At 32.3% G+C, this 22,689-nt stretch carries 24 protein-coding genes; 13 read left to right on the plus strand and 11 right to left on the minus strand.

The features are described 5' to 3' along the window. Positions 1 to 67 precede the first annotated feature (67 nt). From RMO53_RS06690 to RMO53_RS06700, 3 genes are all read left to right on the plus strand, one after another. A complete protein-coding gene (locus RMO53_RS06690) occupies positions 68 to 3,580 on the plus strand; it encodes a molybdopterin-dependent oxidoreductase (protein WP_310379185.1) in 3,513 nt (1,170 codons plus the stop codon). Positions 3,581 to 3,748: 168 nt separating this feature from the next. Beyond that, positions 3,749 to 5,179, plus strand: a complete 1,431-nt coding sequence (locus RMO53_RS06695; RefSeq protein WP_310379187.1) for a rubredoxin — start codon at positions 3,749 to 3,751, stop codon at positions 5,177 to 5,179. A gap of 92 nt (positions 5,180 to 5,271) precedes the next feature. After that, a complete protein-coding gene (locus tag RMO53_RS06700) occupies positions 5,272 to 5,442 on the plus strand; it encodes a hypothetical protein (protein ID WP_310379189.1) in 171 nt (56 codons plus the stop codon). Between the two features lie 4 nt (positions 5,443 to 5,446). On the opposite strand, the gene moaA is transcribed toward RMO53_RS06700, so the two are convergent. From moaA to RMO53_RS06745, 9 genes are all read right to left on the minus strand, one after another. Then, positions 5,447 to 6,454, minus strand: coding sequence for a GTP 3',8-cyclase MoaA (gene moaA, locus RMO53_RS06705; protein ID WP_310379190.1), 1,008 nt, complete (start codon positions 6,452 to 6,454; stop codon positions 5,447 to 5,449). After that, positions 6,441 to 7,355 carry a bifunctional molybdenum cofactor biosynthesis protein MoaC/MoaB gene (gene moaCB, locus RMO53_RS06710; protein ID WP_310379191.1) on the minus strand — a complete coding sequence of 305 codons (915 nt, stop codon included), beginning with the start codon at positions 7,353 to 7,355 and terminating at the stop codon, positions 6,441 to 6,443. Before moaCB ends, moaA begins: the two co-directional genes overlap by 14 nt. Before the next feature lie 2 nt (positions 7,356 to 7,357). After that, positions 7,358 to 7,792: a molybdenum cofactor biosynthesis protein MoaE gene (locus tag RMO53_RS06715; RefSeq protein WP_310379192.1), complete on the minus strand. Its 435-nt coding sequence runs from the start codon at positions 7,790 to 7,792 to the stop codon at positions 7,358 to 7,360. 48 nt (positions 7,793 to 7,840) lie between these two features. Further along, entirely contained in the window at positions 7,841 to 8,908 is a 1,068-nt protein-coding gene (locus RMO53_RS06720; protein WP_310379195.1) for a HesA/MoeB/ThiF family protein, read from the minus strand. Between the two features lie 179 nt (positions 8,909 to 9,087). After that, positions 9,088 to 9,324, minus strand: coding sequence for a MoaD/ThiS family protein (locus RMO53_RS06725; RefSeq protein ID WP_310379197.1), 237 nt, complete (start codon positions 9,322 to 9,324; stop codon positions 9,088 to 9,090). Then, positions 9,321 to 10,118, minus strand: coding sequence for a uroporphyrinogen-III C-methyltransferase (gene cobA / locus RMO53_RS06730; protein WP_310379199.1), 798 nt, complete (start codon positions 10,116 to 10,118; stop codon positions 9,321 to 9,323). The genes RMO53_RS06725 and cobA overlap by 4 nt, the downstream gene beginning before the upstream one ends. 1 nt (position 10,119) lies before the next feature. Continuing rightward, entirely contained in the window at positions 10,120 to 10,695 is a 576-nt protein-coding gene (locus RMO53_RS06735) for a molybdenum cofactor guanylyltransferase (RefSeq protein WP_310379201.1), read from the minus strand. Positions 10,696 to 10,782: 87 nt separating this feature from the next. Then, positions 10,783 to 11,526 carry a sulfite exporter TauE/SafE family protein gene (locus RMO53_RS06740; RefSeq protein WP_310379202.1) on the minus strand — a complete coding sequence of 248 codons (744 nt, stop codon included), beginning with the start codon at positions 11,524 to 11,526 and terminating at the stop codon, positions 10,783 to 10,785. An 11-nt stretch (positions 11,527 to 11,537) separates the two neighbouring features. Beyond that, on the minus strand, positions 11,538 to 12,710 hold the full coding sequence (locus RMO53_RS06745) for a molybdopterin molybdotransferase MoeA (RefSeq protein WP_310379204.1): 1,173 nt from the start codon (positions 12,708 to 12,710) through the stop codon (positions 11,538 to 11,540). Between the two features lie 137 nt (positions 12,711 to 12,847). On the opposite strand from RMO53_RS06745, the gene RMO53_RS06750 reads away from it, so the two are divergent. After that, entirely contained in the window at positions 12,848 to 13,714 is an 867-nt protein-coding gene (locus RMO53_RS06750; protein ID WP_310379206.1) for an alpha/beta fold hydrolase, read from the plus strand. A gap of 55 nt (positions 13,715 to 13,769) precedes the next feature. Beyond that, complete coding sequence (locus RMO53_RS06755) at positions 13,770 to 14,498, plus strand: alpha/beta fold hydrolase (protein WP_310379207.1); 729 nt, start codon at positions 13,770 to 13,772, stop codon at positions 14,496 to 14,498. A 75-nt stretch (positions 14,499 to 14,573) separates the two neighbouring features. Here RMO53_RS06755 and RMO53_RS06760 read toward each other — a convergent pair whose 3' ends face one another. Next, positions 14,574 to 15,428 carry a Two component regulator three Y domain protein gene (locus RMO53_RS06760; protein ID WP_310379209.1) on the minus strand — a complete coding sequence of 285 codons (855 nt, stop codon included), beginning with the start codon at positions 15,426 to 15,428 and terminating at the stop codon, positions 14,574 to 14,576. 217 nt (positions 15,429 to 15,645) lie between these two features. Here RMO53_RS06760 and RMO53_RS06765 point away from each other — a divergent pair, with 217 nt between their 5' ends. After that, on the plus strand, positions 15,646 to 16,128 hold the full coding sequence (locus tag RMO53_RS06765; protein ID WP_310379211.1) for a DUF1761 domain-containing protein: 483 nt from the start codon (positions 15,646 to 15,648) through the stop codon (positions 16,126 to 16,128). Positions 16,129 to 16,183: 55 nt separating this feature from the next. On the opposite strand, the gene RMO53_RS06770 is transcribed toward RMO53_RS06765, so the two are convergent. Next, positions 16,184 to 16,459 (minus strand): 4a-hydroxytetrahydrobiopterin dehydratase, encoded by a 276-nt coding sequence (locus RMO53_RS06770; protein WP_310379213.1) that lies wholly within the window; start codon positions 16,457 to 16,459, stop codon positions 16,184 to 16,186. Positions 16,460 to 16,544: 85 nt separating this feature from the next. Here RMO53_RS06770 and RMO53_RS06775 point away from each other — a divergent pair, with 85 nt between their 5' ends. The 7 genes from RMO53_RS06775 (at position 16,545) to RMO53_RS06805 (ending at position 22,541) form a co-directional block, all read left to right on the plus strand. After that, a complete protein-coding gene (locus RMO53_RS06775; RefSeq protein WP_310379214.1) occupies positions 16,545 to 17,693 on the plus strand; it encodes a peptidogalycan biosysnthesis protein in 1,149 nt (382 codons plus the stop codon). A gap of 45 nt (positions 17,694 to 17,738) precedes the next feature. Continuing rightward, positions 17,739 to 18,950 carry an AraC family transcriptional regulator gene (locus RMO53_RS06780; RefSeq protein WP_310379215.1) on the plus strand — a complete coding sequence of 404 codons (1,212 nt, stop codon included), beginning with the start codon at positions 17,739 to 17,741 and terminating at the stop codon, positions 18,948 to 18,950. Between the two features lie 13 nt (positions 18,951 to 18,963). Next, positions 18,964 to 19,794: an AraC family transcriptional regulator gene (locus tag RMO53_RS06785; RefSeq protein WP_310379216.1), complete on the plus strand. Its 831-nt coding sequence runs from the start codon at positions 18,964 to 18,966 to the stop codon at positions 19,792 to 19,794. 79 nt (positions 19,795 to 19,873) lie between these two features. Then, positions 19,874 to 20,731 (plus strand): DUF5694 domain-containing protein, encoded by an 858-nt coding sequence (locus RMO53_RS06790; protein ID WP_310379218.1) that lies wholly within the window; start codon positions 19,874 to 19,876, stop codon positions 20,729 to 20,731. Between the two features lie 6 nt (positions 20,732 to 20,737). After that, a complete protein-coding gene (locus tag RMO53_RS06795) occupies positions 20,738 to 21,538 on the plus strand; it encodes a DUF5694 domain-containing protein (RefSeq protein ID WP_310379219.1) in 801 nt (266 codons plus the stop codon). A 6-nt stretch (positions 21,539 to 21,544) separates the two neighbouring features. Next, complete coding sequence (locus tag RMO53_RS06800; protein WP_310379220.1) at positions 21,545 to 21,796, plus strand: FUSC family protein; 252 nt, start codon at positions 21,545 to 21,547, stop codon at positions 21,794 to 21,796. Further along, positions 21,789 to 22,541: a DUF3667 domain-containing protein gene (locus RMO53_RS06805; RefSeq protein ID WP_310379221.1), complete on the plus strand. Its 753-nt coding sequence runs from the start codon at positions 21,789 to 21,791 to the stop codon at positions 22,539 to 22,541. The genes RMO53_RS06800 and RMO53_RS06805 overlap by 8 nt, the downstream gene beginning before the upstream one ends. The last annotated feature ends 148 nt before the right edge of the window (positions 22,542 to 22,689 follow it).

Here is a 22,689-nt window from a genome sequence, read left to right on the forward strand (position 1 = left end):
AAAATACTTATTTTTACACTTTCGTATGATTCCTACACCGTTTCGTAAATAATTAAGAAATAAAATAATGCAAAATTCAGAAATCAAAACTACGTGTTCCTATTGTGGAGTTGGATGTGGAATTATTGTAACCAATGACCCAAAAAATGGCGTTACCGTTGCCGGTGACAAAGACCATCCTGTAAACAAAGGAATGCTTTGTTCTAAAGGCATGAACCTTCACTACGTAGTTAATGATACTTCGGACAGAATTTTGTATCCAGAAATGCGCTGGAGTAAATCACATCCTCTAGAACGTGTAAGTTGGGATGCAGCTTTAGATCGTGCAGCAGCGGTTTTTTCGTCCATAATAAAAAAACATGGTCCCGACAGCGTTGGTTTCTACATATCAGGACAATGTCTAACCGAAGAATATTATTTAGTCAATAAACTCGTAAAAGGATTTTTAAAAACCAACAATATTGACACCAACTCTCGACTTTGCATGAGTTCAGCCGTGGTAGGTTATAAAAAAACATTTGGAGAAGATTCCGTTCCTATTGCTTACGACGATATTGAACTTGCCGATACTTTCTTGATAACCGGCGCAAATCCAGCTTGGTGTCACCCTATTCTTTTTAGAAGAATTGAGCAACACAAGGAGAAAAATCCTAAAACAAAAATCATTGTAATCGATCCTCGAAAAACAGACTCCGCTTTAGCAGCCGATTTGCATTTGCAAATTAAACCGGGCACTGATATCGTGCTGTATCATGCATTGGCAAAAAGAATCTTAGAAAAAGGATATGAAGACTCGGATTTTATAAAAAAATACACAGAAAATTTTCAATCCTATAAAGATTTAGTTCGGTCTAGTTCTTTTGAAAAAGCTTCTAAACTCTGCGGGATTTCGGTTAATGAAATCAAATTAGCGGCCGATATTATTGGCAAAGCCAAAGGATTTATTTCCCTTTGGGCAATGGGCTTGAACCAAAGCGCTATTGGAGTGGACAAAAACACCGCATTATTAAACCTTTCGTTGCTAACAGGCCAAGTCGGAAAACCAGGTTCTGGACCTTTCTCATTAACAGGTCAACCCAATGCCATGGGCGGACGAGAAGTAGGCGGAATGGCAAACTTATTGGCAGCACATAAAGAATTAAACAATCCCGTACACCGAAAAGAAGTTGCTGATTTTTGGGGAGTTGACGACATTTCCGAAAAACCCGGATTAACTGCCACCGAAATGTTTGACGCATTAGAATCTGGAAAAATGAAAGCAATTTGGATTATTTGTACCAACCCATTAGTGAGTTTACCCGATTCTCGTCGTGTGGAGAAAGCATTGGCAAATGCCAAATTTGTTGTGGTTCAGGACATTTCACATAATGCAGATACATCAAAATTTGCTGATTTATTATTGCCTGCTGCTGGTTGGTTAGAAAAAGAAGGAACGATGACCAATTCCGAAAGGCGAATTTCGTATTTACCAAAAGGCATCAATCCGCCAGGCGAAGCACTATCTGATGTAGAAATTTTATTGCGTTTTGCTAAAAAGATGAATTTTAATGGCTTCAATTTCAACAATGCCGAAGAAATTTACAAAGAGCACACACTTTTGACCAAAAATACAAACATCGATATTTCATTTTTAAATTATGCGCGTCTCAAAAACGAAGGTACGTTTCAATGGCCAGTTCCAGATTATGGACATCCCGGAACACCACGTTTATTTACGGACAAAAAATTTTATACACCTTCACAAAAAGCGATTTTTAATATTCCAACCGCTATCGAAAATACTTCGGAGCAACCCAATGCACAATTTCCTTATATTCTCACAACAGGACGTATTCGAGATCAATGGCACACGATGACTAAGACCGGAAAAGTATCTCGATTAATGACGCATACACCAAGTCCACTATTAGAAATCAATCCAATTGATGCCTATAAAGCAACTATAAATAATGGCGATATTGTTGTGGTTAGCAGCAAAAACGGAACCGTTCGGGTGAAGGCAAAAGTTTCTGAAACGATTCGGGAAGGAGTTGTTTTCTTACCCATGCATTGGGGAAAACAATTAGAAAACGACTTGAATCGAACTAATAATTTGACCAATACCATTGTTGATCCAGTTTCAAAAGAACCCGATTTCAAATACACCACAGTTTCAATTGCAAAATATATAAAACCTTTCGAAAAAATCGCAGTAGTTGGTGCAGGCGCAGCAGCTTTTAGATTCATACAAAACTATAGAGAAATTAATACTACCGATGAAATAATTGTTTTTTCGAACGAAGAAAACCCTTTTTACAATCGCGTATTATTACCTGAATATGTAACCGCTGAACTTTCGTGGGAACAACTTTTGAAAATAAAAGATGAAGCATTAGGCAAGCTAAACATCACCATGAGATCGGGTGTTGCAATCGAAAATGTAAACACATCCGAAAAAATAATTGTGGACAGTGAAGGCGCAAAACACACTTTTGACTCACTAATAATTGCCACTGGAAGCAGACCTTTTGTTCCTGATGATGCTCAACTGCACTTACCCGGACGTTTTACTATTCGGAAAAAAGAAGATGCTGACCGATTAAAAAATTATTTGAACGCAACAAATTTACCTTCAGAAGAGCAACATGTGGTCATTGTTGGCGGTGGATTATTGGGACTAGAATTAGCCGCAGCTTTAAAACATAAAAAAGTAAAAATAACGATTGTTCAAAGAGCTTCCCGATTAATGGAGCGCCAATTAGATCGAATTTCGAGTAAGTTATTGGCAGAGGAAGTTCAACTTCGGAACATCTCCATTTATTTTGATAATGAAGTCAGTACTGTTTTTGATACCGATAATCCAAACGAAATTGAAATCGCCCTCAAAAGTGGTCGAATTATCACTGCTAATTCAATTGTGTACACCATTGGAACGATTCCAAACATAGAATTAGCCAAAGAATCTGGGCTTGCTTGCGGTCGCGGAGTCAAAGTAAACCAGTATTTGCAAACTTCAAATCCAAGTATTTTTGCTATTGGAGAAATAGCGGAATTCAACAATCAATTGTTCGGAATCACATCAGCCGCAGAGGAACAAGCGGATGTTTTGGCAAACTTTATTGCTGGCGATATTAGCAGTTTTTATAAAGGTTCGGTTTTGATGAATATTTTAAAATTGGAAGACATTAACCTTTGTAGTATTGGCGAAATCGAAATTCCAGAAAACGATGATTCTTACGAAGAAATTGTTTTTGCGGATTTAGGGCAACGCTATTACAAAAAATGTATTGTAAAAAATGATTTGCTTATTGGCGCGATTCTAATGGGTGATAAAAATGAATTTGCCGAATTCAAAACCCTGATAGAAAGCAAAATAGAACTTGCTGATAAGCGTAATACTTTGTTAAGAGGAAGCTCAAATGCCAAACCTGTTTTGGGCAAACTCGTTTGTGCGTGCAGCCAAGTAGGAAGCGGAAATATTGAGGAATGCATAAAAAGTGGCGTTACTAATTTTACCGAATTATGCCGAACCACGGGCGCTGGATTGGGTTGCGGAAGTTGTAAAACCGAAGTGAAAGAAATTTTATCGAAAATTAAATAAGGAGTATTCAGTGTTCCGTTTTTTAGTGATCAACTTAATTGACCCTATAAAATTGATATTAAATTCAATGGATAGCATATAGAACTAAAAAGAACTAAATCTGAACACTAGAGAAACTGATTACTCAAAAACGGAACACTGATCACTAATTACTGAACACTATAAAAAATGGAATTATCTAGACTAATAGTAAAAGGAGGCGTTATTTCACCGGGAGAATTACGAGAAATTGTGAATATGGGACTCGAACAAGGACTCAATGCTATCTCTTTTGGTTCTCGACAAGACATTATTTTACCCAAAGGATTTACCACTATTGATAAAGAAAAAACGGGAAAACATCATTTTGTTTTTCCTAATGAAAAGAGCGGCAATAACATTGTTTCGTCCTATGTTTCGACTGATATTTTTAGGAATACACCTTGGCTTACGGGAAATAAATTTTTATATGTTTTAGAACAATTCAAGGAACAACCCAAATTAAAAGTAAATATTACCGATCCAAAACAGCAGTTAGTGCCTTTGTTTACTGGGCATATTAACTTTATAGCTTCGCATCACGAGGATTATTGGTTCCTCTACATTCGATTACCAAATTGGGATAAGATGGAAATGTATCCTGTACTTATTTACAGTTGGAATATTGCCGAAGTCTATTATGGCATCGAAAAAATATTGGATGAAGAACCTGATTCTGCAGAGATGATTTTTCAATTGGTCAGCGAAACTTTAGACACCAATAACAGAACCATTGACAAACCTTTGCACATTCCGTTTTACCCTTTTCCGTATTATGAAGGAATGAATAAATTGGGGATTGATCAATATTGGCTCGGATTGTATTGGAGGAACAACCTGTATGATTTAGAGTTTTTGGCAGCCATGTGCGACTTGTGTTTTGATTGCAAAATTGGTAAAATATGCATCACACCATGGAAATCTTTCATCGTAAAAGGAATTCCTAAAGACCGAAAACTAGATTGGGAGAAATTCTTGGGCAACAAAGGAATCAATGTGCGTCATTCACTTTTAGAACTCAACTGGCATTTGCCTGTAGCGTCAGAATGGGCTTTGAATCTCAAAACTTTTCTGGTTCGAACTCTTGACCAGTATGACATCAGCACGTATGGACTTACGTTTGGAATATCAGATTATAACCGCGATGGTCATTATTTTACATCGATTGTTATTGAGCAAAACGAAACGCCAACTGCATTAAAATCGATCAAGATTAGAGCGACCTATAATATTTTATACGCCAAAAATTTTGACCCAAACTCCAAAGAATATATCGTTCACACTCAAGATGTTGATAAACTAGAATTACCAACTATTTTAATTGAATTGAGTAAAAAATATTTTGAAAAATTAGGAAATTCCGTACTTGAAGTTAATCCTACAGCCGCAAAAAAAGAAAAAGCACCACAGGAAATGCACCAATGTCAAGAATGCCTCACAATTTATAATTCTGAATATGGAGATGTATACCAAGGTATTGAAAAAGGAATTTTATTCAAAGATTTACCCGATGACTATTGTTGCTCTTTGTGTGAAAGCCCAAAAAGTAGTTTTGTGATTTTGGATAATGTTGCGGTTTAACATGGCACACATAAATACAATAAACAAAAAGTATAAATTGTAATAAACTGAATATAAAAGCAAAAAAAATAAAAATTGCTTAACTTTGTATAATGAAGCAAAGGTTTTATTTTGATACAGTCAAAACTTTTAGAGAAATTAAAACTAAAATTTCAGAAGAAACCTATGGAATGAGTTTTGAAGATTTTAAAAGTTATTTAAATCAAAAAAGTGAAGAATTTAAAGCAGAGCAAAAGGCTATCTCCATCACAAAAAACAAGTAACATTTCATCCACCAATCGCAATCATACTGCGGTTATCTTGATTTAAAACAGGATTATTCAAATCTTGTAGAGTATTCATTCCTGCCCGAACTTTCTTTTTGTTTTTGATAGAAAAGCGGATCAAATCATCAATGTTTTCATCGTTTCTCAAAGCAGTAAGCAAATCAGTTTCGGCGTTAGAGAACAAGCAGTTCTTAATTTTTCCGTTGGCGGTTAGTCTAATTCTGTTGCATCCATCACAAAAAGGATTGGTTATAGAACTAATAATCCCAAAACTTCCTAGATAATTTTTTATCTTAAATTCTCTTGCAGTGAAGTTTTTTTCTTCATCCAATTTTTGAATTTCCGATGCAAGAAAATGAGTATTTACTTGCTCTAAAATTTCACTTTGTGAAACCATTTTGCTTCTATCCCACTCGTTTCCTGCAAACGGCATAAACTCTATAAACCGAATCGAAATAGGTAAAAATTCGGTAAGTTTAATAAAATCGATGATTTCATCTTCGTTGAAACCTTTGATTAAAACCACATTTACTTTGATTTTGAAATCATTATTCAAAAGCAAATGCAAGTTGTCGACTACTTTTTCGAACTGATTTCTCAAAGTGATAGTTTGGAATTTTGAAGCTACCAAAGTATCTAAACTCAAGTTGATTTTTTGTACATTAAATTGTTTCAAAACCGCTAAATGTCTATCGACGAGAATTCCGTTTGTAGTAATAGAAATTTCGGTTTTAAGCGAAGCTAATTTTGCAATAATTTCTGGAAAATCTTTTCGTAACAAAGGTTCACCACCGGTAAGTCGGATTTTGTCAACACCATTAGCAACGAAAGTTTTGGCTATTTGGAAGATTTCATCAGCGGTCATTAAGTCCTTTTTTGGCGAAAGCAAAATCCCATCGGCTGGCATGCAATACGTACAACGCAAATTGCATTTCTCGATTAACGAAATGCGCAAATAGTTGTGTTTGCGTCCAAAATCATCGGTTAAAATGGTATTATTTGGCGTCATGATTATTGCCTTTTAAAATATGAAAAACATGCAAAACATGCGGAAAAATCGCGTCCATAGATTCTTTTGCACCATTGGTTGAACCCGGCAAAGCCAAAACCAAAGAATCTCCCAAAGTTCCCGCTACAGTTCTCGAAAGCATGGCATACGGCATTCTGTCTTGACCGTATTTTCGTACTGCTTCTTCAATTCCAGTAATTCTGGTTTCTAATAAAGACTCTAAAGCTTCAGGGGTAACATCTCTTGGCGAAAGTCCAGTTCCACCTGTAAAAATAACCAATTGATGTTCTTTGGCGAAAGCCAAAGTTCGTTCTTGAATCACCTCAATTTCGTCTGGAATGATTTCGTAATGAGTAGTTTCTACTCCACAAACTTGGAGTTTTCCGACAATTATTTTCCCTGATTTATCTTCTTTTTCTCCTGCAAAAATAGAATCAGAACACACAAAAACGGCCGCTTTAATTGCCGCTGGAAAACGATTTTTGAAAGACGATTTTCCGCCTTCTTTGCTGATTAATTTAATGGTAGAAATCTCGATGCTTTTGTCAATGGGTTTGAGCATGTCGTACATCGTAAGTGCCACAATCGATGCGCCGTGCATGGCTTCGACCTCGACTCCGGTTTTGTAAACCGTTTTTACTTTGAAAATAATATCGATGTTTAAATCCTTTATTTCATATTCAACCGAAGTAAATTCAATAGGAATAGGATGACAATCCGGAATGGATAGATGCGTGTTTTTCACCGCAAACAAACCCGCTGTTTTCGCCATTTCGAACACGTTCCCTTTTGGAACCAGATTGTTCACAACAGCATCAATTGTTGCTTGTTGGCTCACTTTTACAGTTGCCATGGCGGTTGCAATTCGTAACGTGCTTATTTTATGTGTGATGTCAACCATTGTTAAGTATTTTTCTTCCAAGTAAAAGTTTCGTTTTCAAAAAGTTCTTTGCCAAAAATGGGCACATCGGTTTTTATCCAATTCACGATTGCTTCGGTAGCTTCATAAACTTGTTTTCTCCTAGTTGCAGAAACAAAGACAAACAAACAAATTTCTCCTGCTTTCACAACGCCCAAACTATGGTAAATGTGCATGCAAATTAAATCATATCTTGCAAAAGCGCGTTCTCGAATTTCGTCTAGTTTTTCGTTTGCCATTTCTTCGTAAGCGGTGTAATCTATTGCTACGACTGCGTTTCCATCAATTGCATCAGCTCTTACTTGACCTAAAAAAATATTATGCGCTCCAATAGTTGTTTTCGATTGGTGTTTTGCAATCGAATTTCCAATAAACTCCGAGGGAATTGCGCCTTGAATGAAAACTGTTTTTTTGCTCATACTATTTTTTAATTAAACCTACAAGGTTAAAAAAACCTTGCAGGACTATCAATCCTGCAAGGTTTTTTTAACCTTGTAGGTATTCATTTCAATGGCTTTTGCTCCACCAATAATACTTTTTACATTTTTGAAATCATTATTTCTTAAAATTTCAACTGCCCTTTTACTTCTAATTCCGGATTGACAAAAAACATAAATTTCGGTATTTGAATCCAATTGATACAATTCATTTTCCAATTTATCTAGCGGAATTTGAAGGCAATTTTCGAATGCAATTTTTGGAAACTCATCAAAATTCCGAACATCCAGAAAAATAACATTTTCAGTATTAATTTTTTCTAAAGCTACTGAAGCAAGAATTTCGGTTGTGGCATATTTATTCTTGTAAAATAATTCATCTACATGAGTTGCATTTGTTTTAGCAAACTCAAATTTTTGTTGTTCGTTATTCAACATGTTGTAAACTAATAATTTACCGGTGAGAATGTCGCCAATTCCTAGTATAATTTTTAGTACTTCATTGGCTTGAAACATTCCAATAATTCCAACTGCGACTCCAATTACTCCAACCTCATTGCAACTTTGAGTTTCCCTTTTTTCTTCAGGAAAAATACAACGGTAAGTTGGTCCATTTTTATAATTAAAAACCGAAATCTGTCCTTCAAATTTATAAATTGAACCGTAAACAAAAGGTTTTTGAGTAATACAACAGGCATCATTTATCAAATATTTAGTATAAAGATTGTCCGTTGCATCAACCATAATATCATACTTTTCAAACCACTCAATTGCATTTTTGGAATCTAGTTTATCCGTGAAAGCATTTATTTTTATCGAAGGATTTAATGCTAAAGCCATTTCCTTTGCTTCAAGAACTTTTATTTTTCCAACAGAATTTGCTTTGTAAATCACTTGACGTTGCAAATTGGAAATGTCTATTGTATCGTCATCAATTATTCCTATTTCTCCAACTCCAGCTGCCACTAAATACGGCAAAACCGCTGACCCTAAACCACCAACGCCAATGATTAAAACTTTGGCTTGCAGTAGTTTTTCTTGGCCAATTGTTCCTATCTCTGGAAGTATAATTTGTCGGTTGTATCGAGTTGTATTCATAGCTGTATTTTTTATCAATTCCTCTTTTTGGATTAGATTTTCACCTTAATATCATTCCAATTCAGGGAAAATCTTTATAATTTTGTCAATCCGACGCAGGAGGAATGGCAACAAACGTGAGCAATAAATGGAGATTCTTCCTGCGTCAGAATGACAATCAACACTTAATTACTTGCTTTCTATCCTCCAGAAAATGGTGGTAATAATGCAATAACATCATTGTTTTTAAGAATATAATTCGATTGAACTTGGACTATTTTTTGATTTACAGCCACACTAAACGAAAGTTGACTCCAATCGTATTTTTGTTCTAATGCCAACAATAAATCATTCAAAGACATTTCGGAAAAAGAAAAATCTTCTTCTAAAGTCTTTGTTTTTTCAGCTATAGCACCAAAATATTTTACGGATATCATGACAATACATTTAAATTTTGAAAAATAAATTCCTCTTCTGAATTTTTAGTTCGAAAATAGTTAGACAAATTTAAAGCATTTTGAACTACTTCGCCGATAATAATTATAGCGGGAGATGAAATTTGACCATCCTTAACTAGCTTTAATATGGAACTTATAGTTCCAACTACCTTTGTCTCTGTGTCTTTTGTGCCGTTTTGAATGATGGCCACTGGCAAATCGTCTGCTCTATTGTTTTGATAAATCGAAATAATTTCGTCTAGTTTATTCATTCCCATCAATATTACCACTGTTGCAGTTGATTGCGATGCTAAAGCCACATCTTTGGACAATTTATGATCCGAAGTTGTACCCGTAATTACCCAGAAACTTTCGGCAATTCCGCGCTGTGTTAGACTGATTCCACTTGCTGCTGGAACACCCAAAGCTGATGAAATTCCGGGAACTACGGCAGTTTCTATATCAAATTTTTGAGCGTATTCTATCTCTTCACTTCCTCTACCAAAAACAAATGGATCACCACCTTTTAATCGAACAACATGACCAAAACGTTTTGCCATAGACACAATCAATTCATTGATTTGATCTTGACTGTAAGCGTGGCAGCCAAAACGTTTGCCTACAAAAATAATTTCTGCATGAGTTGCATACTGCAATAATTCTTCGTTTACTAGCGCATCATACAAGACAACATCGGCACTTTTTAATGCTTTGATTGCTTTTAGGGTAATCAATTCGGCATCTCCAGGTCCAGCACCCACAATGGTTAGCTTTGGTATAATTTGGTTTTTCATTTTAATTCTGAATAAAATTGGAATTCAATTCGTTTAATTCGGCAAGCGTATTTATGTTTTTAAAAAACTGACTTTTATCGTTTTTAATTGGTATTCGTTGTGTTTTTACTTTAGTTAAAAAATGCATCATTTTCAAATCATTGTCATCAATTGCCTTTTTTAAAACTGGAAGTATTGTTTTCGAATAAATTCCAATTAAGGGATGCATTTGCTCCTCATCCTCATCTTCAAAAACGGTAACATCAAAATTAGCATAGTGCTTTTCTATTAATTCTCGAAGTATTTCGGTAGAAATTAATGGAATATCACAACTCAAAATCAAATTTAATTCGGAATCTGAATTGGCTAAAGCCGAATAAATTCCGCCCATTGGACCTTTATCAAGAACGATATCTTTTACTATTTTGTAATTCAAATAATCATAATCCTTTGTATTGGTAATCAATTGTATGTTACTCGAAATTGGTAAAACTGCTGTAATAACATGCTCTATAAAAGGTTTATTTTGATATAAAACCAATCCTTTTTCGGATTGCATTCGGCTGCTTTTTCCTCCACAAAGTATTGATACTTGCATGTATTTTATATTAATGTCCGTTACTAATCCCAAAAGAAAAACTTGCCACAGATTTCACAGATTCTCACAGATTTTTTTATTTAAAAATCAAACAATTAATTTTACACTTGCTATTAAAATTACGGTTGCCAGAACATATTTCAACACTTTATTCGAGAAATAGCCGCTGCCATAATAGGCGCCCAACATTCCGCCAAAAACAGCTATTGGAACTAAATAAAAACTTTCGGTTGGAAACGTTTTGTCGCTCATAAAATAACCCAAAAGTCCTGCAATTGAGTTTACAAAAATAAATATACTCGAAATCGCAGCCGTTTCTTTGAGCGTTGCCCAACCCAATAATAAAATGATTGGACTCAAAATAACTCCGCCACCAATACCCAACATTCCTGATAATAAACCTATTCCTAAACCTATTACCATGGCTAACGGAATGTTGATTTTAGTAGTTTGGGTTTCTTTAACATTAAAAAATCCAAACAATCGCAATGCTGCTAAAATCAATATTATTCCTAGTAATGTTTTGTACAAACTATTTTCTAAAGGAATCATTCCACCTATAAATGCCGCTGGAACTGATGTAATTGCAAAAGGATAAAACAATCTGGGTTTGAAGAAATCTTTTTTATAATAAAAGAAAAAAGAAATTCCTGAAACAAACAAATTAAGCAATAAAGCTGATGGTTTCATCACCGCAACTGGAAACGCAAATAGTGCCATCAATGCTAAATAACCACTTGCGCCACCATGTCCTACACTGGAATACAAAAACGCAACCACTGCCAATAGTACTCCAAATAAAATTAAAAAATCGTTATCTACTATTGTCATAATTATTGCTTTTAATGAATTGGAATCACAATTACCTCTTGATTTTTTTGAATATTTACTTCATCATAGGCCAAATAAACAAATCCATTTGCTACTGCAAAAGTGTTCAGCATTGCGGAGCTTTGACTTTCTAAAATCGTAACATTTTTGTCATCATAAAACGCTTTTAAAAACAAAGCTTTGCCTGTTGTGTTTTCAAAATCAACATTGATTTTTCTTTTTATTTCAGTTAAATGGACAGGCTGGAATCCCATCATTTTATTTAAAGCTGCTACTACATAGACATAAAAACTCGTCAATGTTGAGGCTGGATTTCCAGGCAATGCAAATACAATTGTTTGAGCTTTTTTTCCAAAATACAAAGGCTTTCCTGGTTTTTGATTGACTGTATAAAACAATTGAGTTACGCTATTAAATTCTAAAGCTTCTTTTACAAAATCATAATCCCCAACTGATATTCCACCGGAAACTAGCACGAGATCATAAGTAGAAAGGCATTTTTTTAAAACTGACTTTGTTGCATTTAAAGTGTCTTTTATTCTAAATATTTTTATTTTTTTAATACTTAATTCCTTTAAAGCCACTTTGAGCATAACCGAATTGCTTTCGTAAATTTTGCCCATTGGTAATTTTTTTCCCGCTTTTACCAATTCGTTTCCAGTAGCTATGATAGCAACTTTTGGTTTGGAATAAACTTTTATTTCTGTTATTCCCAAACAGGCTAAAAACCCTATTGCTGCTGGAGTAATTTGGGTATTTTTTTCGAGTACGAGTTCGGCTTCTTTTATTTGTTCTCCTTTGTTTCTCACATTCGCAAAACGGACAGGCATTTTGGTAATTTCGACCGTTTTATTTTTAACCGTAGTGTGTTCTTGCATGACAACTGTGTCTAAATTGTCAGGAACAAAAGCACCCGTAAAAATCCTAATCGCTTCATTTTTTTTAAATACACTATTCGAAAAATCTCCCGCTTTCGAAGTACTTACCACATCAAATTGTTGCAATTCGCAGTGCAAAAAAGCATAACCATCCATTGCTGATTGTCTAAAAGGCGGCATATCCATTGGCGAATAAATTGTTTTTGCCAAAATAAAACCAAGTGATTTACTCACTTTGATTTTTATAACCGGCATTTTGCAACTATTTTCGGCAATAATCGATAAAGCTTCTTTGACTTGTATCATGAAATTATTTGAAAAGTAAGTAAAAATACGTATTACAAATATAAGTAATTTTATCAAAGTGTGAGGATAAAAATTTGATTATTTTACAATTGATAGGTTATATTAAAAAATTTATATCTTTATCCAAATAGATGTAAATGGAAAAATTCTTTTATACGTTTGGCATAATTCTTTTGATTTACACAATCATAAGTGTCTTGTTGTACTATTTACAAGAATCATTTATATTCAAACCTGAAAAATTGTCAACGGATTTTCAGTTCAGTTACGAAAATCAAGAATTCGAAGAGTATAATTTTGATTTACCCGATGGCGCAATTATAAATGGTTTACGATTCAAAGCAAAAAACCCTAAAGGAGTGGTAATGTATCTTAAAGGAAACAGCAAAAGCATAAAAGGCTGGGGTAAGTTTGCTGTTGATTTTACGGCTCATGGGTATGATGTTGCTATGATTGATTACAGAGGTTTTGGAAAAAGTACTGGAAAACGTTCGCAAGAAGCGATTAAAAGAGATATGCAATTTATATATGATAAAATCAAAGAAAAAATTGATGAAAAATACATTATAATTTATGGGAGATCTTTAGGAAGCGGTTTTGCAACAAAATTAGCCTCTATAAATAATCCGAAAATGTTGATTTTAGACGCACCTTATTACAGTATGAAAAACATTACTGCGAGATATTTACCCTTTATGCCCTTGTCCATAATATTGCGATACCCAATTCCTACCTATAAATGGATCAAACATGTTAAATGCCCAATTCATATCATACACGGAACAAATGATAAATTAATTCCATTTAGCGCAGCGATAAAACTTTCTAAAAAAAATCCTGAAATGGCTCGATTGTATCCCATTATTGACGGTGGCCATAAAAACTTAAATAACTTTGAAGCTTACCATAAAGTTTTAGCCGAAATTTTACTAAATCATAAAAACGAAATCGATTTATCAAAAACGAGTATTCATGTTCAACACAACAAAAAGAAAAACACATAAAGTAGCCCAATTTCTCTTTGTAATAAGTGTTATTTACTCTATAACTTGCTGCATAATGTATTTATTTCAAGATAAAATAATTTTTAAACCTACTGTTTTAGCTCAAGATTATAAATTTGAATTTGAAACTCCTTTCGAAGAAATATTCTTAGAAACACCACAAAACGGAAGAATTCATTCCATCTGGTTCAAAAATAAAAATCCAAAAGGAATTATTGTGTATTTTCATGGCAACAAAGCCGGATTAGAAAGATGGGGGAATATTACTGAATATTTTGCTAAAAAAAACTACGACGTTTTTGTAATGGATTATAGAGGATACGGAAAAAGTACCGGTGAATTAAATGAACAGCTTTTATACAAAGACGCACAAACCGTTTATGATTTCGTCAAAAAAACATATTCCGAAGCAGATATTATTATATATGGCCGTTCGTTAGGCAGTGGAATTGCAACAAATATTGCCTCGAAAAATAATCCTAAAAAAGTGATTTTAGAAACTCCTTATTTTAGCATTATAGATATTGCAAACTCTTGGTTGCCCATTATACCTGAATTTATATACGAATACAAAATAAAATCAGGTGATTTTATAAAAAAGGTGAATTGTCCCGTAACTATTTTTCATGGAACTCAAGATAGGGTTATTCCATTATCATCAGCAAAAAAACTCTTTAAAGCTGCAAATTCTCCCAAAGAATTAATCATTATTGAGACCGCAAATCATGGCAATATAAATGCCTTTGACGTCTACCACAAAAAAATTGATGAACTATTAAAGTAACATTTTATAAAAGTTTATAACACAAAAAAACCATCAACTTTAGACTGATGGTTTTGTATTTATATTTTTTTTAAATTAATCTTCCGAAGCTAAAGCAGAATTTCTATCAACTTTTACTGGTAAAGCAACTGCCAATCCTTTATCATTAATCATAGTTAAATTTAGCACATCTAATTTAGACAAACTACTAGAAACCAGACCACTGAACATATTGTAAGAAATATTCATTTCCTTTAGATTATTCATTTTTTCTATATCAAAAGGAACTTGACCGTTCATTTTATTATCAAATAAACTTAAATGCTCTAATTGAGTTAGGTTTGCAATTGAAGGACTAATTCCTCCTGAAATTTTATTACTGTTTAAAAGCAAGACTTTTAAGTTTTTCATTTCATAAATAGTAGCTGGAATTTTACCTTCTAACTCGTTATTAAATAAAGATAATGTTTCTAAATTGCTTAGTTTACCAATTTCTGATGGAATGCTTCCCGAAAGTCTATTCATAAACATTTCTACTGTTTTTAAAGAAGTAGCATTCCCAATAGATTCTGGAATATTACCTGACAATTTATTAAATGACAAGCGAAGCGATTCTAACGATTTCATATTTCCGATAGAAGCAGGAATTTTTCCCGAAATATCATTTTTAAATAAGTTCAGGTTTTTTAAATAAACTAAATCTGAAATTTCTGATGGCAACTCACCAACAAGATTATTACTTGGTAATTGAATTGATATCACTTTATCATTTTGCAACTCTACACCAAACCAACTAGTTACTGGAGTATTTAAATCCCATTTTGTGATCCAATTTTTTCCATTTGTAGCATTATAAAATTTTATAAGTGCGTTTTTTTCAGAAACGGAAACACTTGCATTCATAACAAATGAAAACATAATTAGTGCTAGAAACGTGTAGGACTTTTTCATAAGAAACTATTTAGGTAATTAATCTTGAGCTAAAGTATGCGATTTACTGTTTATGTGCAAATAAAATCGACAAAATACACAAATTATAAAATTTTTATAATTTTAATCTTACATAAATTATTAAATATTGATGATTTTCAAATAAAGTGGCGTTACTTTTAATTCAATTAAAAAAAAATTTAGTTACATTTGATGTACTAATCTTAAATATAAACTCATGGAAATTAACTTTTTAGCGTTATTATTATCGGCATTATCAACACTTGTTGTTGGGTTTATTTGGTACAATCCAAAAGTTTTTGGAACAATTTGGATGAAAGAGTCAGGAACGACCGAAGAGAAAATGAAAGGTTCTAATATGGTTATGATATTTGGTGTTTCTATTATTTATGCTTTTTTAATCTCATTTCTTTTGCAAATGCTGGTCATACATCAATTTGGTGCTTTAGGAATGATAGGTGGTGATGCTGCAAATGCTAAACCCTCTTATGCAGCCTTTATGACCGATTATGGAACTGCTTTTAGAACATTCAAACATGGAGCATTACACGGTTTTATCACAGGATTATTTATGATTCTACCGGTAATAGGTGTTGGAGCTTTGTACGAAAGAAGAAGTTTTAAGTATGTATTAATATCCGGCGGTTATTGGGTAGTTTCGCTGATGTTAATGGGAGGAATTATATGTATGATGCAATAATTTCATTGCAGTTACAAGTTAAAATCTCGATTAGAAATACTATTCGAGATTTTTTTTATAAATCATTTATGGCTTTTGCCAAATCAAAATCTTTCATAGTAACTCCATTTGCATCATGTGTAGTAAGGCGAATATTTACTTTATTATAAACATTAAATAATTCTGGATGGTGATTTACTTTTTCAGATACTACTCCAACTTGTACAATAAAACCTAATGCTTGAGTAAAGTTTTTAAAAACAAATTTTTTTTCGATTGCATTATCATTAAACTGCCAATCTGTTATATTTAATAACTCTTTATCAATCGATTCTTTAGTAAGTGATTTCATATTTATATAATTTTATATAAAATTAGTTAATTTTATTTCACACCAGAATACTTTAACTAAATTTGACAAACTTTCAATTTTAAATTTGAATTCCAATTACTCATTTACTATTTACACTACGGTTTCTATACTTCCAAACACTTGGGATGCAGTTGCTAGTGAAAATAAATTTCTTCAAAGCGACTATTTAAGTGTTCTCGAAGAATCAGCACCAACAAATATGGAATGTTTTTATATTGGGGTTTTTGAAGATAAAAATCTCATTGGAGTTGCACTGGCTCAATATCTTAATCTCAATAAATTAGAATCGTTTGGAGAAAGAGACAAATGTTTCAAAACGGCTATCCGAAATTTTGTTTTTAAAAATTTTGCTTCCCATGTTTTGTTTATGGGAAACAATATGATTACGGGGCAAAATGGTTATGTTTTTAGCAAAAAAATGGATTTTGAAACCATTAGCAAAATAAACTTAGACTGTGCGAATGAAATAACAAACTACTTCAAAAAACAAAGTATAACCATTCATATTGTTACGTTCAAAGATTTCTACCCAGACGGTGCGTCTGAACTTAAGAAATATTGTTTCAACCCTTTTTATGAGTTTAACTCACAACCTAATATGGTGTTGGAACTTCAAAATGATTGGAAAACAAATGAAGATTATATTGGCGCTCTAACCAAAAAATATCGGGATCAATACAAAAGAGCCCATAAAAAAATAGAAGGAATTGAAGTAAAAGAATTGCAACTTGATGAAATAGAAAAACTTGAAGATCGAATCTATGAGTTGTACCATTTTGTTGCAAAGCATGCGCCTTTTAATACTTTCTTCTTAGCCAAAAATCATTTTACCACTTTTAAAAAACAATTGAAAGAACAATTTGTAATCGTTGGATATTTTTTGAATGAAAAGTTGGTTGGTTTTCACACAATACTACTTAATGGAACTGTATTAGAAACCTATTTTCTGGGTTACGACGAGCAAGTACAAAAAGAAAAAATGTTGTACTTAAACATGTTGTACAACATGACGCATTACGCCATTCAAAATCAATTTAAAAAAATAATTTTTGGAAGAACGGCATTAGAAATCAAGAGTTCAATTGGTGCTGAACCCATCACAATGTCTGGTTTTTTATATCATAAAAACAAATGGATTAATAAATTCATAGACAAAATATTCAGGAATTTAGAGCCCGAAATGACATGGCAACAAAGGCATCCGTTTAAATAAACTTGTGTTTTTAAAGTATATTTAACTTCAAAACATTTTAAAAAAATGGTATTCGATTTTAATTTTTACAGTTCTATTTTATTGATTACTCTTACACAAGGAGTGATTTATAGTTTCTTGTTATTAAAAAAAGGCATTCAAACAGAAAATAAATCGAATTATTGGTTGAGTTTATTTGTGGTTTTGTGTAGTCTTTTTATTGCGCCGTGGATGCTTGGTTTTGCTGGTTGGTATGACAATCAACCGTATCGCGATTTTATGTTTTACACTCCTTTTCAACAGCTATTTTTCATTGGTCCAATTATCTTTTTTTATACCCAATCACTACTCAATCCTTCATTCAAGTTTGATAAAAAAAGTGTACTGCATTTGTTTCCAGGAATAGTATATTTAATTTATAATTTATGGGTTTTTGTATACGATAAAATGATCTTCAAGGATTATTATTTCTATAAAGATGGAATGGATAAAGACTTTGATCAATGGTATCAAATAACTGGGCAAATTTCAATGGTTATTTATTTTATACTTTCTATACGTTTTTACAATAAATATAAAAAATTAATTGTACAAGTCACCAGCAATGCTGATACGGTCTTGTTTGGCTGGATTAAAAACTATTTAGTCGCTTTTTTATTGATGTTATTACTTCCCCATATTTTTGACATTCTTGTTCATTTTTTTCCCAGTGCGAACTCCTACAAAGACAGTTGGTGGTTTTATTTAGCTTTTTCGTTAGTGCTGTATTATATTGCGCTAACAGGATATTCTAATACTGCTCACTCAAAAATTGGTTTTAAAATGTCTGTTTTCGACACAAAACCCATTCTGCTTTTGAATTCATCATTAGAGCATTTTAATCAAACTGAAAATGTTATCGATATTGATTATGAAGATTATAGCGACAAGAAATCTGAAGAAATTGAAGCCTGGAAACTACAAATCGAAAACCTAATTCAATCCGAAAAACTATATCAAAATCCAGAATTGTCCCTTACCGAGGTTGCAAAAAAATTAAAAACCAATACCTCTATAATATCTAAAGCCATCAATCAAGGTTTTGCGATGAATTTTAATGATTTTATAAACAATTATCGTATTGAAGCTGTGAAAGAAATGTTTACAAAAGGCGAACATAAAAAATCTACTTTACTCGGTATTGCTTACGATTGTGGTTTCAATTCTAAAGCTACTTTTAATCGGGCTTTCAAAAAAAACACAGGGTTTTCGCCAAAAGAGTATTTACAAAAACTTTAATTAAAGTCTGAAGATGATAGTTGCATACAATAAACCTAAAAATCCAATTTTGCAAAAATATATCGAAGGATACTATTTCTTGACAAATACTAGTGGCGAATTAGAAAATAGTTACCTCACTTTTCCCAATAATTATTGCATAGTTACTATAACAAATAAATGTGATATTAAATTTGAAAAGGAAAAAGTCGTTCTCAGAGAAGATAACTCTCAAACTTGTCTTTCGACAATTATATCCAATTATAAAAAACCTATTCAAATAGCGTATTTTGGGAATATTAAGGAGCTTACGGTAATTTTCAAACCACTAGGAATCAATCATTTTCTAGAAAATAAGCTAATGAGCTATTTGAACGATTCATTTGAAATATTTGAGCCTTTCCCAGACTATTTACAAACAAAGAAAATTATTCTATCGATAGAAGATATTGATAAAGCTAAAGAAGTACTCGAGAATTATTGGCTGTCTAAATTAATTCCATTTGATAATTCCTTTCTGCAGACAGCCATTAATCTACTTGAAGACTACGAAAAAAATTATACAATACAACAAGTAGCCGATAACTGTATGACATCAAGGCAAAACTTATCTAAAAAATTTTTCGCACATTTAGGTAAAACACCGTCTGATTATAAAAAAATCAACAGATTTAGAAATGCACTGAACCATTTCGAGGAACAAAAAAATATTAAAAACCTATCTAGTCTTTTGTTAGATAGTACATTTTATGATCAATCCCATTTTATAAAAGACTTTAAATCATTGACAGGAAAGGCACCAAAAGATTTCTTTAAAAATCTAGATTGCACTGTTGGAGGAGATATTAAATGGTCGTGGACTTAAAACAAGGTTTACATTTTTACAATTTTATTGCATTGTACATGAATACTTTTACTTAATAAGGTTTCAATCATCAATCAATATGACAAAATCAATCTGTAAAAAAGTAGCATTACTAATTTTGGCTAGTCAATTCATTATAGCTCAAACTCAAAAAAAACCAACCGAAATTTTGGTTATTGGCACTTACCATTTTAATAATCCAGGTATGGATGTTGCCCAATTCAAAGTTCTGGATATTATGAGCGAAAAGCCTCAAAAACAATTGGAGACAATTTCATCTGCAATTGCCAAATTCAATCCTACCAAAATTTTTACCGAATGGGAACTCAAAGATCAGTTGGCATTGGATACTTTGTACAACAAATATTGTGAGGGCAATTATTTTGAATATGTAGCTGTAAAATACCCCAAAAGAAAATTTTATATGCAAAATGAAATCGTGCAATTAGCATTTAGAACAGCCAAAAAATCAAATCACAAAAAGGTTTATGCTATAGATTATCAAGAAACTAGCTTTGATTTTGATAGTATTATGAAATTTGCAGACACCATTCGGTTTCCCAATTTTAAAAAAGAAGTTTTAAGTGATATAAAAGAAATTGAAGTAAAGTCAAATGAACTTTTTGCTACCAACGATTTGCTAAAATGTTTGTACTATTTTAATAGCGCCGAATTGCGAGAAAGGGACATTCCTTGGTATGTTGGCAAAATTAATGACTCTGATAAATTAGGCACTTATGTTGGGGCATTTTTAGCATCAGAATGGTACAGACGCAATTTATATATGCTAGCTAATATCCAAAAACAAACTAATGAAGGTGACAACAGAATAATGATTTTGGCTGGAGCAAGCCATATTACAATGTTTTTGGATTTGTTGAAACACGATGGTAATTACAAAATTATAGAATTGAAAGATGTAATAAATGCTAAATAAAAAATTATGAAAAAAATTATAATTCTACTGCTATTAACCCAATTTACATTTGCGCAAACGCAAAACAAAAAAGTAAAAGTTATTTTGTTGGGCACTTTTCATTTTGGCGCAACAACCGACAGAAATTCGACTAAATTTGAAGATGTTTTTTCAGAAAAACGACAAAACGAACTCGATATTGTTGCCAAACAATTATCCAAAAATGCAATCGAAAAAATATTTATTGAAGATATAGTTGACAATCAAGCCAAAAGAGATTTGCAGTTTGAAGACTATAAAAACAATAAAATTATTGATGAGAAAATCTTAAAAAATGAAATCGTACAAGTGGCTTTTCGGACTGCAAAATTATCGAATGCAAAATTAGTTTGTGCCGATTTTGAACAAGAATTGCCTTACGACAAAATTGAAGCTTGGGAAAAGAAAAATAAAGATTTAAAATATCCCTATACTTTTTTTGAAATTGAATATCCATTTAAAGAAAAGCGAAAAAAACTTGCAGAAAGTACCCTGTCGGAATTTTATATTCAAATAAACAATCAATATACGCGACAAGCCATTTTGTTTGATTATTTGCATTATGCTTTGTCCTACGGTACTGATAAAGAATATGTTGGAACAGATTTAGCAACTTCTTATTATGATAGAAATCTAAAAATTTTTACTACTATTTTACGAAATATTGATTTAAAAACTGATAATACCATAATGATTTTATTTGGCTCGAGCCATACCGCAATTTTGCGTCAGTTTTTTGAAAATCATCCGTATTTTGAAATTGTGGAATTGGAAACTTTACTTAAATAAAAAACTATGAAAAAACTCGACCTTACCCAACTCACGAACGAAGAACTTCTTGAAGAAGCCAAAAAAAGAAAATCAGCCTTTAACGCTTTAAAATTTATTATTGGATTGCTTGTTGGTGTGTCAATTTACATCACTATCAAAAATGGTTTTGGAGTTTTTACAGTACTTCCAATAGTTTTTGTTTCAGTAATCGTTGCAATGAAAATAAGTAATGACGAAACTCAAAAAGAAATTAAATCAAGAAATATAAATGAGTAAAAATTGTCTTAATTGTGATTTTGAAATAAATTCAAATTTTTGTCCAAACTGCGGTCAAAAAACTACAGTTCATCAATATTCGATAAAACACTTTATAGAACATGATTTAGTGCATGGCTTTTGGCATGTGGACAAAGGTGTTTTATATACAATAAAAGCAATGTTTACAGCTCCCGGTCATAATGTTAGAGAATTTATACTGGGTAAACGCGCAAAACTATTTAGCTTTTTTAGTTTATTGTTAATTATCATTGGCGTCTCTCATTTTATTGGGAGTTATTCTAATTTTAGAATTTCTGATATAATGCCGGATAGTTCTGGAGGATTTATGAAAGATTTTGAAGATATTACTAAAAAAAACCCAAAACTAGTTCTTTTAATGACCATCCCTTTTTATTCTATATTTACTTTTTTTTGGTTTAAAAAAGCAAAACTTAATTTAACTGAACATTTTGTACTAAACTCCTACAGAACTGCTGGAGAATTAATTATTACAACACTTTTCACGCTGATTACTGTTTTTTACACCAATATAACTGGTCTAGGATTTATTTTTTCAGTTATTTCTTTATGCTCCTATATTTATTCGTTTTGGTTTTATCGTCAATTTTTTTCAGCTTATGGTTTCACGAAAAGAAGTCTAATTACAAAAAGTATATTAAGTGTTTGTTCCTATTTCTTCTTGAGCTTCGTAATTGGAATCATTTTAGGGATTTCGAAACTTATAAAACATAGTATAATTTAATTAATAAAACCCGTTGGGTGCAATTAATAAAAACAAGTAAAAAATAATTTTACCACATAGAAACATAGAAAAAAAGAGTTAGATAGCCCACTTCATGGGTTCAGATAGCTATGATTTTCTTAAAATAAGTGAAACGCCTTTTAAAATT

This window comes from Flavobacterium sp. (assembly GCF_031409475.1).
In the GTDB taxonomy this organism is placed as follows: domain Bacteria; phylum Bacteroidota; class Bacteroidia; order Flavobacteriales; family Flavobacteriaceae; genus Flavobacterium.